A 15,079-nucleotide genomic window follows, 5' to 3' on the forward strand; every position below is an offset into this window, starting at 1 on the left:
ATGTCGTAGGCCCGGCCGTCCCCAACGATCTCGGTGGGGTTCCGCCCCTCGGGCCGTTCCGTGCTGCGGCGGTGCCGGCGAGCATGACCAGCCGTGATCCGGCGGCCGTGCCGGGAAGCCAGCTCGCACAGCAAGTTGTGTAATGTGAAACACACCTCTCTGGGCGCAACAGGGAACACTTCTTGTCTCACGCCGTCAAGGGTGTGGAACCCGCGGTCGGCGTCGGATCGCCCGCGGTGGATCTCCTGGAGAAGGGTCACGCCGAGAACGTGGTGATCGTCGGCCTGGCCCGCAACGACCTTGGCCGCGTCTGCGCCATCGGTGACGGTTCCGGCGCTGTGCGCCCTCGAGCAGCGCCCGGCGTGGTTCACCTGGTGTCCACCGTGCGCGGCGAGTTGGTGGAGGGTGGGACCCCGGTCTGGCTGGGGCCTTCCCGCCCGGATCCGTCACGGGCGCGCCCGAATCCGGCGCGCTGCGCATCGTCCAGGTGTCGGAGACGGCTGCTCGTGGCTCCTGCCGCGGCGGACTCGGCTGGTCGACGCCGATCGCGGTACCGGTGAACTGGCCGTGGGAATCCGCACCTTCCGGACCGGCCTTTTTGCACCCGGAGGGCCTGCGCCGCACTTCGGCACGGGCGCCCGCATCACCTGGAATCTGCCCCGGAGCGGGAGTGGGCGGATACCAAGCTCAAGGCCTCCCGGCTCGGCAGCCTCCCGAGGGCCCGGGGCGATCCTTGACAGCGCGGAGGCGGACCCCACACTTGTGTTGCGCTTTGCGTAATGAGTTTCGCAATATGCGCCGAGTGGTCAGGCTGATGCCTGTGTGCCATATCGCTGACCTGCCACGAGGCGAGGCCCCAGGTTCGAGGTCGACCGGAGTCGTCAGCCGGTGATGCAGGTAGTGCCGAAGGCCCGGTCTCTCGGGAGCGCCCTGGTGCACGCCACCGCCTCGCCGTGCCCAGGGAGGCCGGGGCGCGGCACGCAAGTCGCTTCTGGGCCGCTTGCCGACGGGTCCGGCATCCGGGTAGCCGCGCTCGGCGCAGCTACGGGATTCCGCGACTACCGCTGTGTCCGTTCTCGCCGCAGCACTGGGCGCCTGGCGCCTGCCTGTACACGATGTGGCCTCGACCCTCGACGCGGTACGGGTGACTGTCCGCCGGGGTGCCGAGGCGACCCCTTCGGGACGGGTGCCCCTGCCCTGAGCCCGCTGTCCGCCCTCTACGGTGCCGTGGGGCGCCCGGAGTTCTGGTTCCGTTCCGCAGGCCGGTGAGGGTCAGCCTGCGAAGTAGCCCATCCGCTCGCTGATCTCCTCCGCGCCCGCGACGAGCGTCGGGGAGAGCTTGCGCATGTTCTCCTCAGTGAAGCGGTAGGCCGGCCCCGACGCGCTGATCGCGGCGATGATCTTGCCGTCCGCGGCGCGGATCGGGGCCGCCATGGCGTGCAGCCCGATCTCGAGTTCCTCCAGCGCCAGCGCGTACCCGCGGTCACGCACCTCCGCGAGGTTCTTCTCCAGCTTGGATCTGGTGGTGATGGTGTGTGGTGTCTGCTTCGTCATGCCCGAGGCGAGCAGCTTGTCGCGCTCCTCCACGGTCAGGTGGGCCAGTAGAGCCTTGCCGCTCGACGTGGCGTACGACGGGGTCAGCCGCCCGACCCAGTTGTGTGCGCCGACCGCAGCCGGACCGCGCACCTGGTAGAGGTTGACCGCGTAATACTCTTTCAGTACGCCGATATTGACGGTCTCGCCGATGTCCTCGGCGAGCCGTTCGCACACCGGCCACCCTTGCTGAGTGATGTCCATGCGGTGGGTGACCGTGCTCGCGAGGCGCACGATTCCGAAGTCCAGACGGTAGTTGCCGCGGTCGGCCGTCTGCTCGACGAGACCGCGTGCCTCCAGCGATCCGAGCAGTCGGAACGCGGTTGACTTGTGGACGTCGAGTTCGGCGGCGATCTCGCTCACGCCTGCCTCGCCGCGCTGGGCGAGGATTTCCAGGACACTTACGGCACGGTCGACGGACTGCACCCCGTGCACCGCGCGACCTGCTGTTTCACTGCGTGCCGCATGGTTACTCATAGGGCAACTATACGCACGGCGCCTATGCGCTCGGCGAACACTGGGAGTGGTGAGCGACTACATTCCGTAGTAGTTCTATCGGCGCCGCGGTGCGGTGGCCCGCGACCGAACGGCATTCCCGTATCCCCGGATGGCGCGCTCCTTCGACGTCGCGGCCGATGGTCTCCAGCTCGTCCGGATCATGTGCCTGGGCGCGCACGAGGTCCCCCCTGCCTCCTTCAGGCGGATGACTGTGCCGTCGGTGAAGGTCGAGTAGGCGGAAAGAGTCTCTTGACAGCAGTCCTGCTCAGAAGTCAGATTGTTGCTCATCGCGAAGCGACGTGCGTAATTCGCAACGCAACCTCGATCTTCCCAGGGCTCCGGCCACGCCGTACCGGAGCCGTTTGTCTGAGTTGCCGGGTATACCGTCCGCCTCCCGCGTCACGGGCAGCCAAGCCTCCTATGCCCTCGCCTGGATCGGTCCTGAGGGCCGTTCCGGCGCCACCAGAAACATCCGGCCGACAGGCGTACTCGGTCGGCCCCTCAGTGAGGAGCTCGACAGTGACACACGAGGTACAAGCCGTTGTCGCCCGGAAGAAGGGCGCCCCGGTTTCGGTGGAGACCGTCCTGGTGCCCGACCCCGGTCCGGGCGAGGCGCTGGTGGAGGTGCAGGCCTGCGGCGTGTGCCACACCGACCTGCACTACCGGGAGGGCGGGATCAACGACGAGTTCCCCTTCCTGCTCGGCCACGAGGCAGCCGGTGTGGTTGAGGCGGTCGGTGAGGACGTCACGGACGTGGCGCCCGGCGATTTCGTCGTCCTGAACTGGCGTGCGGTGTGCGGGGGCCGGTGCCGGGCCTGTCGGCGCGGGCGGCCGTGGTACTGCTTCAGCACCCACAACGCCACCCGGCCCATGACGCTGGCAGACGGCACTCCGCTGTCGCCGGCTCTGGGTATCGGCGCCTTCGCCGAGAAGACTCTCGTCGCGGCAGGCCAGTGCACCAGGGTCGATCCGACTGCCTCCGCGGCAGCCGCGGGGCTGCTCGGCTGCGGCGTGATGGCGGGATTCGGCGCCGCGGTCCACACCGGTGCGGTTGGTCGGGGCGACTCGATCGCGGTCATCGGCTGTGGTGGTGTGGGCATGGCCGCCATCGTGGGCGCAAAGGTGGCTGGTGCCTCGAAGATCATCGCCGTCGACATCGACAAGCGGAAGCTGGCGTGGGCCGACGAGTTGGGCGCCACCGACACGATCCACTCGGCTCAGACCGATGCCGTCGAGGCCATCCGCAGCCTCACCGGTGGTTTCGGTGCCGATGTCGTTGTGGACGCGGTGGGCCGCCCCGAGACCTACCAACAGGCCTTCTATGCCCGAGATCTGGCCGGTACCGTCGTCCTGGTCGGCGTCCCCGCCCCGGAGCAGAAGATCGAGTTGCCGTTGCTCGATGTCTTCGGCCGTGGCGGTGCGCTGAAGTCCTCCTGGTACGGCGACTGTTTGCCCTCCCGCGACTTTCCCGCGCTCATCGAGCTCTACCTTCAGGGCCGCTTCGACCTGGACGCTTTCGTCACAGAGAAGATCGCCCTGGGCGACGTGGAGGCTTCGTTCGAGAAGATGCGCCACGGCGATGTCCTGCGCTCGGTGGTGGTCCTGTGAGCGCGCGTATCGTTCACGTCGTCACCAGAGGCACCTGCGTACTGGACGGCGGAAGCCGGGAGGTGGACGACAAGGTCCGGCTGGTCGGCGACGCGCGCGGGAGGCCGCCCCGGTCGTCGACGCGGCGCATGACGACGGTGTGACCGTTGCCGCCGTCGGCAGTCGGCGCCCGCTCCGGCATCGCGTCCTTTTGTGAGCGACTGCTCAGGCGCCTGCCGACACGTCCGTCCTACCGGTCACGGCAGCAGCACCTCGATCGAGGCGAAGCGCTCCAGCTCGACGCCTGGCTCGCGCGAGGGCGCTGACAAGCCGGTCAGTGCCCGAGTGCCCGCAGACGACCGTGGCCGCGCTTCCCGGGCCACGGATTCATGGGCGTCCCGGCCATCGGCGCGATACCCGCCTACCGGGCCCGGGTACCACCGAGTACCACTTCCCTCCTAGACCTCGCCATGTGCGCCCCCGACCTTCTGCGAAGGTGGCACGAGGACTGTGACGCACCCGGCCCCGAGTCAGATTTTTACGTCAGCCCGGGGGGACTACACCGTTTCTGAGGCGTTCCGGGCGGAAGAGGAGCGAATTTCCGAGTCCATGGGTTGTGTGTGGCCCGTGTGCCGGACTGACCGGAGATGCTTCCCGAGTTCGCGAAGGGTTTGGCTGCCCCCGTACTACGTGAGTCACGGTGCGGAGTGAGGAGCAGGATCGTCGTTATTCCGCGATCACAGTCAAGGCGCAGGCGGCGTTCGTCAACCTGCCGGCGGATCGTGGTCTTCCTGTCTGCCTTCCGCGTGTGGGGGAGAGCCCGCGGACGGATGGACATCACCCGGCCCCCTGCTCGTGGGTGCCGACCACGGCACCAGGTGCCTTTCCTTCTTCGCCTGCGTACGGTGACCAGGGCGGGGTCCCTGGACGAATGCCGAGTTCGTCTCGCCCGGGCAAACCGCTCAGTGGACCGCAGCCGGAAGCTGGGCCGCAAAAGTGCTGCTGCCGTTCGGCGGTCGGCCCGCCCCTCTGTGGATTCCGCCTGCCCTGCTGCGGCTGCGGGAAGCGTGGGTTGTCGACTCCACCGCACCACGGGTTTCACACTGAGCAGCCGTATTCCTCATGCGCACCACTGGTCTCATAATAGGAGTATGCGCGCAGCCGGGTCTCGGGAAGTCTCCCCACCGCCTTCCCGCTTGTTCAACCGGTGGCGCAAACGAAATCGGAGTGCGGCGCAGCGTCCAGGAACCAGGAAGCCGCATGGTCCGGAAGGCGAGCGGTACGCCCCGCGCCCGGCTCGGGAGCGTCGACCGCACTCGCTGTTGAGTCTGCGCACCGCAGCGGGTCAAGTGTTCGTGCTGCAGCTCGTACTCGTGGCGGTGCTCGCCGTCGCAGCTGTGACCGCTCTCCTCCTGCAGGCTCAGGGGGCGAGTCTGCAGGAGGCCCGCGATCGCTCGTTGGTCGGTGCACAGACCTTTGCGCGGGCCCCGGGGACGCTGAGCGCCATGAAGTCCTCCGACCCCAGTGCGCGACTGCAGCCGCGCGCGGAGGATGCCCGGAAGGCATCGGGTGTCGCTTACATCATCGCGTTCGATCCGGACGGTATCCGTTGGACCCACCCGGACCCGGACCTGATCGGCAAGCATGTCGTCGGCTCCTACGCCGAGGCGCTCGCCGGCCGGGTGCACCAGGAGACTTACGACACCCCGGGGATCGGCCGCGCCGTGGACTCGATGGTGCCCGTCTTCGACAGTGACGGCTCGGTCGTCGGGCTGGTGTCCGTCGGGATCAAGGTCAAGAGCATCGACGCGGCGGTGGGGGAGCAACTGCCGGTGATCTTCGGCGCCTCGGGCGGCGCGCTTGTTCTGGCCATGGCCGGGTCGGCGCTGGTGAGCCGGCGCCTGCTGCGTCAGACACACGGGCTGGGACCCGCCGAGATGACCCGGATGTACGAGCACCACGACGCGGTGCTGCACTCTGTGCGCGAGGGCGTGCTCATCATCGACAACGACGCTCGGTTGCTCCTGGCCAACGACGAAGCGCGCCAGTTGCTGAAGCTGCCCGAAGATCCGGAGGGTCTACGGATCACCGATCTCGGTCTGGCCCCGGGCACGGCGCAGTTGCTGGCCTCCGGCCGGACGGTCAGCGATGAGGTGCACTTGGAGGGGGACCGGCTGCTGGCCGTCAATCTGCGCCCCGTCGACCGCTACGGAGAACCGCCCGGCAGCGTGGCGACCCTGAGGGACTCCACCGAGTTGCGGACACTGGCGGGCCGGGCCGAGGTGGCGCGGGAACGCCTGAACCTGCTCTACGACGCCGGGGTACGGATCGGCGCCACGCTGGATATGGTGCGTACCACCGAGGAACTGGCTGAGATCGCGGTTCCCCAGTTCGCTGACTACGTCACTGTGGAGCTGGTGGACGCGGTCCAGCGGGGTGAGGAGCCGGACGGTACGAGCCTGACCGTGCACCGCACCGCCGCCCGCGGTGTGAGAGACGACTCCCCGCTGTACCCGGTGGGTGAGGTGATCACATTCCTGCCGACGATGCCGCAGGCGCAGGGCCTGCGCGACGGCCATGCCGTGCTGGAGCCCGAGCTGGGTGCCGCGCAGGACTGGCAGGTGCAGGATCCCGAGCGAGCGCGGCGTGTCCTGGACTTCGGTATCCACTCATTGATCACCGTGCCGCTGCAGGCCCGCGGCGTAGCGTTGGGGACAGTCGACTTCTGGCGGTCGGAGCAGGAACCGTTCGCGGAGGAGGATCTCTTCTTCGCCGAGGAGCTGGCCGCTCGTGCGGCGGTTTCCATCGACAATGCGCGCCGCTACGCCCGGGAACATGCCACGGCGGTCACCCTGCAGCGCAGCCTGTTGCCCCGCGGCCTGCCCGAGCAGTCGGCTTTGGAGGCGGCCTACCGGTACCTTCCCGCTCAACCCGGGGTGGGCGGGGACTGGTTCGACGTCATCCCTCTGCCAGGCGCCCGTGTCGCGCTGGTCGTGGGTGATGTCGTCGGGCACGGTCTGCACGCGGCCGTCACCATGGGGCGCCTGCGCATCGCCGTCCACAATTTCTGCGCCCTCGACCTGCCCCCCGACGAACTCCTGGGTCACCTGGATGAGCTGGTCGCCAACATCGACCAGGACGAGCCCGCCGAGGTCGAGAACGCGGGCATGACCGGCGCCACCTGTCTGTTCGCGATCTACGACCCGGTCTCCGGCAACTGCTCCATTGCCCGGGCCGGGCATCCGGGCCCGGCCCTCGTGTACCCGGACGGCACCGTCACCTTCCCCGACGTTCCCGTCTCGCCACCGCTCGGCCTCGGTGCCGGCCTGCCGATCGAGACCACCGAGGTGCGCCTGCCCGAGGGATCTCGGCTGGCCCTGTACACCGACGGACTCATAGAAGACCGCCGCCGCGACCTCGACACGGGTGTCAGGCTCCTGAAAGACGCCCTGGGGCAGGCCGGCCAGACTCCGGAGCAGACCTGTCAGGCCGTACTCGACGCCATGCTGCCCGCCCGCCCCAGCGATGACATCGCCCTCCTGGTAGCCCGCACCCGGCTGCTGCAACCGGACCAGGTCGCCGACTGGGAGGTGCCCTCCGACCCCGCTGCCGTCGCGCGCGTCCGCGCCGCCTGCGCCCGGCAGATGGAAGTCTGGGGCCTCGAACAGATCGCCTTCACCACCGAACTCATCATCAGTGAACTGGTCACCAACGCCATTCGCTACGGCATCGGTCCCATCCGGCTCCGTCTGCTGCGCGACCGCGACAGTCTGATCTGTGAGGTCGATGACGGCAGCAGCACCTCCCCGCATCTGCGCCGGGCCAAGACCACCGACGAGGGCGGCCGCGGCCTGTTCCTCGTCGCCCAGTTCGCCCAGCGCTGGGGGACCAGGTACACCACCCGCGGCAAGGTGATCTGGACTGAACAGTCCTTGCGCGGTGCCATACCCGCATCCGCGGGAGCCACGGGGGAGACCCTGCTGGCTCAGTGGGACGATCCGGAGCTCTGACCGCGGGTTGCCGCTTCTTCAGCGGGAATGACCGACCGCCGGGCCCGAACCGCGATACGGCGGCGCCGGGCGCGCGCCGCCGCCACGTCACACTCGTCCGCGTGCGGCGAGCCGACGAACCGGCCTGCCCGAGGTGCCCGCGCGTGGGCTTGTGTGACGAGCGTCGCATGACGGCCCCGCGCCCTCGCCGCCCTGCCGTCGTCCCTGCGCACGACCTGGTGCGACCTGCCTTCTGACTGGGTTTCACCTGGGTGAAGAGGTGCCGTCGGGGGCCATCGCGATCTGGTGCAGATCCTCTCTTGACAACCCGCTGGGACGGCAGAAAGCATGTTGCGTATAGCGAATCGCGTTGTGTAATTCGAGACAGCGCCGCTCTTGTTCTCCGTCCCAAGGCTGAGTTCTCCTGCGCAGCCGACGGCTTCCTCACCCCTGTAGGGCCCCGCTACCTGGAGGTTCCCCATGATCACGGTGTGCCGGATCGAAGACCTGCCACCCGGCGAATCCATCCGGGTGACCGCCGGCGTTCCCGCTCCCGTCGCGGTGTTCCATACCGAGGACGGCGAGGTCTACGCCATCGACGACACCTGCACCCACCAGGACGCCTCGCTGGCCGACGGGTGGCTCGAAGGCTGCTTCGTCGAATGCCCGCTGCACACGGCCTTCTTCGACCTGCGGGACGGTCGCCCGACCTGTCCGCCGGCGAAGTACCCGGTGCGCACCCACCAGGTTTCCGTCGAGGACGGCCACGTTCTGCTCCACGTCTCCGTTGCGGAGCCGGCATGAAGAGCATCACCGTGGTCGGGGCCTCGCTGGCCGGACTGTACGCCGCGCGCGCTCTGCGCACCCAGGGTTTCGATGGCCGACTGGTGATCGTCGGGGACGAGCACCACCAGCCCTACGACCGTCCCCCGCTGTCCAAGGACTTCCTCACCGGCGCCACTGACCAGGGTCAGCTGGCCCTGGTGGACGCCGATGACACCGCCGACCTCTACGCCGAGTGGTACCTGGGGACCAGGGCCACCGGCCTGGATGCCGCCGGGGGCACAGTGCTCCTCGACGGTGACCGGTCGCTGGAGACCGACGCCGTGGTCATCGCCACCGGTGCCACTCCTCGGCTCCTCCCCGGGCAGGAGCCCGGCGACCCGGCACATACCGGAGTGCACACCCTGCGCACCCTGGACGACGCCCAGGCGCTCCGCGAGGACCTGGCCCGCGGCCAGGCCCGAGTCGTGGTCATCGGCGGTGGGTTCATCGGCGCCGAGGTCGCCTCCTCCTGCGCCATGCTCGGCCACGACGTCACCGTGGTCGAGGCCGCCCCGCTCCCGCTCGTACCCCAGCTCGGCGACGACATGGCCAAGGTCTGTGCGGGACTGCACGCGGACCACGGGGTGACCCTCGTCGCGGGAACAGGCGTGGCCGGGCTGCAGGGGGGCCGCGGATACTCGCACCATCCGGACTCCCCGGACCGCGTCACGGGTGTGGAGCTGACCGACGGGCGGCTGCTGCCCGCCGATATCGTCGTGGTCGGCATCGGGGTACGGCCCAACACCGACTGGCTGGAGAGTTCCGGACTGCTGCTGAAGGACGGCGTGGTGTGCGACGCCGGCTGCGTCGGCTCGCTGCCGAACGTCGTAGCCGTCGGAGACGTGGCCAGAGTGGACGGCCACCGTGCCGAACACTGGACCAGTGCCACCGAACAGGCCGGCATCGCCGCGCAGAATCTCCTGGCCGGCAGCACGGTCGCCACCCATCGGAGCCTGCCGTACTTCTGGTCCGACCAGTACGGGGTGCGGATCCAGTTCGCCGGTCGGCGGTTGCCCACCGACACCCCGAGGATCGTCGAAGGCTCCGCCGACGCCCGTAGCTTCCTCGCCTGCTATGAACGCGACGGGCAGACCACCGCCGTACTGGCCGTCAACCGCCCCCGCCCCTTCATGCGGTATCGCCGCGAGCTCAAGCGCGCTGTATAGCCGTTCACGCCCCGATCCGCCCGGCCGGCACCGCCGCATCCCCGGCGGAGGCGTGCTGCCGCCCCTCCGCAGCCGTTTCCGCTCTCGCGGATACGCCCCCAGCCCGTGCTCAAGTGCCGTCCGCCCGCCCCAGGCGCGGGATTGCGTCACGGGGCGACCGGCACTGTCGCGGTGGTTTGGGCGAAGACGCATGCCCGTGCAGGGAAGGGGGTGGGGAGCGTGTCAGCCGCAAGGCTGTACCGGCCGTCTCCTGCTCCCGGAGGGCTCCCATCATGCGTCAGCCAAGAGCGGCGGCTTCATCCTGGACTGCGCGGTGACAACCTCGATGACCAGAATCGTTCCCACGAATCATCCGCAACGATTGCGATTGAACAAGCCTCAGCCGCCGCCCCCGCCGGTTTACTGATCAAGCAGGAGACCGCCGGGTTGAAGGCCACAGGCCCGAACACTGCCGACCCGGCTTGCAGCAGACGGCAGTGACCGAGCGAGCGGCTACGGCCGCTCGCTCCCAGTCCGCCGTCCCGCTGCCCGAGAGCGCCTGCTCACTTGGAGCTGATGGACTCCGTGAGGAGTGCCGTGGCCAGGGCGATGCGTTCGCGGGCCGGGGCTGTGCGGGTTGCGGTGAGTTGGGTGGCGTGGGCGGGGTGGCGGTCGGTCAGCCACTGTTCGGTGCGGTCGAGCAGTTCATGTTGCGTCTCCTCGTCGAGTCCGGGGCGGGGCATCAGGGCGTGCAGGACGAACAGGGCGCGTCCGGCCTGGTGGTGCTGGGCCAGCCAGTCCCTTGCGTAGCGGACGGCGCGGTGGAGTTCGTCGCCGCGCAGGTCGGGTCTGGTGAGGAGTGCTTGCAGGGCGGCCGCGGTGGGGAGTTTTGTGCGGAAGCGGCCGCACCACTGGACCGCGCTGGTGATCAGCTCGGGATCGCCGTTGGGGGCGGGGTTCTGGGTCAAGAGGGCGTGCCAGAGGTGGGGGGCGCCGTTGCGCTGGGGGTAGGTGCGGATCCAGGTGGTCGCGTAGGTGATGATGCGGGCCCGCAGGGCGTCGTCGAGGCCGGGGTCGGCGACCAGGCTGCGGAGTGCGAGGTGTGCCTCCTGTCTGCCGGCGTTCCCCTCCAGCCAGCAGAGCAGTTGCTTCCTGGCCTTGGCTGCGCTGGTCTGCGCGGCCGGGTGGGGGCAGCTGACGACGGCGCTCAGCAGGCCGGGGGCTTCTTTGGAGTGCGAGTGATCGGCCAGCCACTGGTCGGCGTACGCAAGTGCCCGGGTGGCCTGTTCGGAGCCCAGCCTGCGGTGTCTGAGCAGTTGTTCCAGCACCTGGTAGGCGGCCGGGTCGGTGGTGTGCCGGTCGAGCCAGACGAGCGCGGCCTCCACGGCGGTCTGCGCCGCGTCGTCGTCCACATCCTTGCGGAACAGCAGTGGGCGCAGGACGTGCGGTGCCCGCATGCTGTGTCTGTGCAGGCGCAGCCAGCGCAGCGCGATGGGGATGGTGCGGGTCAGTGCGGCGGAGTTGTGCTGGGTGCGCTGCAGTACGTCGCGGATCAGGAAGCCTGCGTTGTCCTCTCCGCCGTACCGGTCCAGCCAGATACCGGCCAGTTTTTCGGCCCTGGCGATCTGCGGGAAGTCGGCGTCCTTGGTGAGGAAGACGGCGCGGAGCACGGTGAACGCGACCGACCAGACCCCGTCGGGCCGCCCACGCGGCTGCTGCCGCTGCCGTGCCCGCGTCCGCGGTCGGGGACGGGGAGGGGTTGGGCGCAGGCGGCGGTCCAGCCAGTCCAGTGTGTAGTCCACCGCCCGGTGTGCCGAGGAGCGGCGCAGGTCCGACCGGGCGAACAGGTCGCGCAGCAGGTAGATGGACTGCGGTGTGTCGGGGTAGGCCTCCAGCCAGGCCAGGGACTGGTCCACCACCGTCCCGACGACGGCTGAGTGCAGCCCCGGCTGGGCGAGTACGGCCTGCAGCACGTGGTTGGCGTTCGTGGTCAGGTGGTGTTGGTCCAGCCAGCGGCATGCCATCGCCAGCTCGGCCTTGCGCGTGGCCGCCTCTGGCGGATCCAGTCTCAGTAGCTGGCTGAGTACCCGGCCCGCCTCGGGGTCGTGCTCGTACGCGGCGAGCCAGCGGTCCGCCTGTTCGCGCACGAGCGTCACCTCACCGGGGGCGAAGGGCGGACGGAGCAGTTCGTTCAGTATCGACGCGGTGGAGGGGCGCGGTGGCGCCTGGGCGATGCGTTCGCGTACGAACGCGCGGGCCTGCCGGGTGTCCTCCAAGCGGTGCCGCCGGTGCAGGAAGAGCAGTTGATGGAGCACCGAGGTGAGGATGCCGTCGGTGGCCGAGGCCGCTTCGGGCAGCGACCGCAGCCGGGCCAGGACCGCGGCAGCCAGCGCCGGTGCCTCGGCACGGGGCAGGTCCTCGCGTGACAGCACCGAGGCGAGCACGTACCAGGCGGAGGAGGCTTGGGCGTTGGCCTTCAGCCAGGCCACGATGTAGCGCACCATATCGGTGCTCTGACGGGCGGTCAGGACAGGCTGCAGTGCCAGGGCCTCCAGTACCCACCCGGCGCCCGGCATCGGGTGGTATTGCTCAAGCCAGTCCAGGGCGTATCCGATGGCGGGCAGTCGGATCTCGGGCGGCTGATGGGCGGTGCACGGCAGCAGCCGACTGAGGATCATGCCCGCACGCTGCTCTCGCGCGTGCGTCGCCAGCCAGTGTGTGGCGGATCGGAGCGCGTGTTTCTCCTGCTCGGGTGACAGGCCGGGGTCGCGCAGAAGGACGGCGACCGCTCCGAAGGCGATCACTTTGTCGTGGTGTTGCTCCAGCCAGCGCAGTGCGTGTGGCTGGATCCGGGGGAAATCGTCGGGCCTGAAAGGGTGGGAGCCGGCGAGGGCGATCAGGGCATAGCCGGTCTGCTGCTGGCTGTGCGGGTTGTCCTGGTGTTCCAGCCAGTCGATCAGACGCTGGAGTGTCCTGCGGTACGGGGTGCTGTCGCCGCTGCCCTCGCCGGTGCCGCCCCCTTCCGTGGCCGTCGGCCGGTAGCGGGTCAGCAGCGCGGAGAGTACGTATTGGGCGGGTGCCTGCATCGGGTGCAGGTCCAGCCAGCGCTCGGCCCAGCGCATTGTCTGCTGTAGCTGCTGGTTGCTCAGGTCGCCCCGTTCCAGGAGGGCTTGCATGGGGTACGCGGCGCTGCGTGCGCGGTGGTGCCGTTCGAGCCATTCCATGGCCTGGTCGATGACGCGCCGGTCGAGGTCGTCGTCCAGGTCGGGGCGCAGCAGCACGGCCCGCAGCAGACGGTCGGAGTTCGCCGGTAGGGCGGCGTCTGGGTCCCGGCTGCCGAGCCAGTCCAGGGCCGCCTCGATCAGGGACCGCTGCTGGTGTGGGGTGGCTTCGGGCCGGTTCAGCGCGTCGAGCAGCAGGTAGGGGGCGCGGGGGAGATTGCCGTGCAGGCCCACCCATCGGACGGTCAGCGCGAGGGCTTCGGTGACGTCCGTGCCGGCTTCCGGGTGCCTGGCCAGCCAGCGTTGCAGTACGAAGGAGGCGTGCTCCTCATCCGCGTTTCCGTTGAGCCACTCCAGGGTGCGCTTGCCGAGCCGGGCTTGCTGGTCGGCACTCAGGTCGGAGCGGGTGAGCAGGACGGACAGCAGCCGTGGAACGGTGCTGTCCCCGTCCGAGCGCTCACCGCGCCGGCCCAGCCACGTCAGTGCGCGTTCCACGGCCTCCCGACGGGTGGCGGGCGCCAGGTCCGTACGGGCGAGCACCAGTCGCAACAGGTCGCCTGAGGCGAGGGCGCCCGGCCGGCGCCGGTGCGATCGCATCGCGCGACCCACCGCTCTGCGGGTGCGCGCGGGGTCGAGATCCGGCTGGGCCAGCAGGGCATGCAGTACGCCTTTCGCGCCGGGCGCCCTTCCTTCCTCGGAGTCGGTCCACTCCAGCCCGGCGTCGGCGACCACGGCGAGCTGCTCCGGGTCGAGGTCGGTGCGGTTGAGCAGGGCGCGGAGCACCGGGACATGACGTGCCTGAGATGTCTCACCGGGGGTGCCGGAGGTCTCCTCTTCGGTGGCGGTGAGCAACCCGATGCCGTCAGAGATCAGGAGCTGCGCGTGGTCCGCCGGCACCTGGGTGAGCAGGACGGCGAGCAGCGCGACACCCTGTGGACCGCCTTCAGCGCCGGTCACTGCCCCGCCGGTCATCTCCTCGCCGGTCACTGCCCGTGGGGCGGTCCAGGCCGTACGCAGAGCCGCCCAGTTCTCGGCCGCCGCCGTGCGCCACGGCGGTGCGACCAACATGCCGACCAGCAGCCGGACCCCTTGGCGTTCGGTGGGAAGCCGGGAGCTCAGCTCCGTGGCGTTCTCCCGCATCCAGGCGCGGCAGAACCGGGTGAGCTGGTCCTGGTGCTCTGGCGGTGCGTCGGCGTAGAGCCGTGCTACGCCCCGCGCCAGCCGGTGCAATCCGCCGAGCCCTCCGGGCGCCATGCCTGGCGCCCCGGCCGGATCGGCCACCGAGTCATGCGCCCGCAGCAGGGTGCCAAGCGCTGTCCGGTCGAGGGAGTAGCCCTGGCCGGGAAAGAGCGCGGTGCGCAGTATCTCGTCGGCCACGACGTCGTGCACGGTGTGCACAGTGTCGCCGTAAGAACGCAGCCAGCCCAGTCCGCTCAGAGTGTCGACCACGGTCGTGCCGACTGCCTCGTCCAGTTCGCCGGAGGGGAGGCGCAGGGTGCGGGCGACAGTGGCCGCCAGGTCGTCGTACGGGGCGGGGGCGGCGGCCACGGCTGCCGCGTACCCGAGCAGCCCGGTGTGCTCACCGCCTGCGCAGGTGCCGGGCAGCAGCACGCGTTCCTGCTCCAGCCGCCGCATCAGATATCCGGTCAGTGCAGAGGGTGCCGAGGTGTCCAGTTCGGCGACCGGGCGGCCGGCCCGTACCTGGGACTCCGCCTGCGCGGCCAGCAGCAGGGCCACCATGGGCTGTTCGCCGCAGCGGCGGGTCAGCTCCGCCCTGCCGAGGCTGTCCAGCGCCGTGGGCGCCACCTTGGTGAAGATCCGGCGCAGCACTTCCTGGCGGTGGGCCGCGTCGTTCCAGTCCATGGTCACGGCGTGGGTGAACAGCCGTCCGCCGTCCTCACCGCGCAGCCGGTCCCGGGCGCTTCGGTGGCAGGTGAACAGGAATCTGATCTGCGTGTCGGCCGCTTCGCCCGGTCCGCCGGCCATGGTGCGCTCCGCCCAGCGGGCGAGGTCGCGCAGGCTGAGCGCGGGTTGCTGGTCCAGGTAGTCGACGACGATCAGTACCCGGGCCGACGGCTGGCCCGCCAGCGCGGCGTCCAGGTCGCCGACCTCCACGTCGGTGTCGGTCCGCAGGTGAAGCACCTGCCAGTTGTCGGCGTGGGCTCGTTCCGCCACCTCCAGGCAGGTCCGGGTTTTGCCGGTGGCCGCTGTCCCCGTGAGC

General features: G+C 69.8%; 7 protein-coding genes and 1 pseudogene. 6 read left to right on the plus strand and 2 right to left on the minus strand.

Annotation, left to right across the window (positions count from 1 at the left end):
• Positions 1 to 239 precede the first annotated feature (239 nt).
• Positions 240 to 737 (plus strand): annotated as a pseudogene (locus tag KBY19_RS16915) (chorismate-binding protein); the annotation flags it as partial.
• A 535-nt stretch (positions 738 to 1,272) separates the two neighbouring features.
• Here KBY19_RS16915 and KBY19_RS16920 read toward each other — a convergent pair.
• The gene (locus KBY19_RS16920; protein ID WP_099886960.1) at positions 1,273 to 2,019 is read right to left on the minus strand and encodes an IclR family transcriptional regulator; all 747 of its coding nucleotides are present in this window, start codon (positions 2,017 to 2,019) and stop codon (positions 1,273 to 1,275) included.
• A 591-nt stretch (positions 2,020 to 2,610) separates the two neighbouring features.
• On the opposite strand from KBY19_RS16920, the gene KBY19_RS16925 reads away from it, so the two are divergent.
• The 5 genes from KBY19_RS16925 (at position 2,611) to KBY19_RS16945 (ending at position 9,658) form a co-directional block, all read left to right on the plus strand.
• Positions 2,611 to 3,699 carry an S-(hydroxymethyl)mycothiol dehydrogenase gene (locus tag KBY19_RS16925; RefSeq protein WP_099885650.1) on the plus strand — a complete coding sequence of 363 codons (1,089 nt, stop codon included), beginning with the start codon at positions 2,611 to 2,613 and terminating at the stop codon, positions 3,697 to 3,699.
• On the plus strand, positions 3,696 to 3,842 hold the full coding sequence (locus KBY19_RS16930) for a hypothetical protein (RefSeq protein WP_180289827.1): 147 nt from the start codon (positions 3,696 to 3,698) through the stop codon (positions 3,840 to 3,842). Before KBY19_RS16925 ends, KBY19_RS16930 begins: the two co-directional genes overlap by 4 nt.
• Positions 3,843 to 4,997: 1,155 nt before the next feature.
• Complete coding sequence (locus tag KBY19_RS16935) at positions 4,998 to 7,688, plus strand: SpoIIE family protein phosphatase (RefSeq protein WP_247691060.1); 2,691 nt, start codon at positions 4,998 to 5,000, stop codon at positions 7,686 to 7,688.
• A 459-nt stretch (positions 7,689 to 8,147) separates the two neighbouring features.
• Positions 8,148 to 8,471, plus strand: a complete 324-nt coding sequence (locus tag KBY19_RS16940) for a bifunctional 3-phenylpropionate/cinnamic acid dioxygenase ferredoxin subunit (RefSeq protein ID WP_210966064.1) — start codon at positions 8,148 to 8,150, stop codon at positions 8,469 to 8,471.
• A complete protein-coding gene (locus tag KBY19_RS16945) occupies positions 8,468 to 9,658 on the plus strand; it encodes an NAD(P)/FAD-dependent oxidoreductase (protein ID WP_180289828.1) in 1,191 nt (396 codons plus the stop codon). The genes KBY19_RS16940 and KBY19_RS16945 overlap by 4 nt, the downstream gene beginning before the upstream one ends.
• Before the next feature lie 542 nt (positions 9,659 to 10,200).
• Here the strand turns inward: KBY19_RS16945 and KBY19_RS16950 are convergent.
• Positions 10,201 to 15,033, minus strand: coding sequence for a hypothetical protein (locus tag KBY19_RS16950; protein WP_210966065.1), 4,833 nt, complete (start codon positions 15,031 to 15,033; stop codon positions 10,201 to 10,203).
• Positions 15,034 to 15,079 lie beyond the last annotated feature (46 nt).

It is taken from the genome of Streptomyces sp. B15, assembly GCF_018070605.1.
GTDB classification, from domain to species: domain Bacteria; phylum Actinomycetota; class Actinomycetes; order Streptomycetales; family Streptomycetaceae; genus Streptomyces; species Streptomyces smyrnaeus.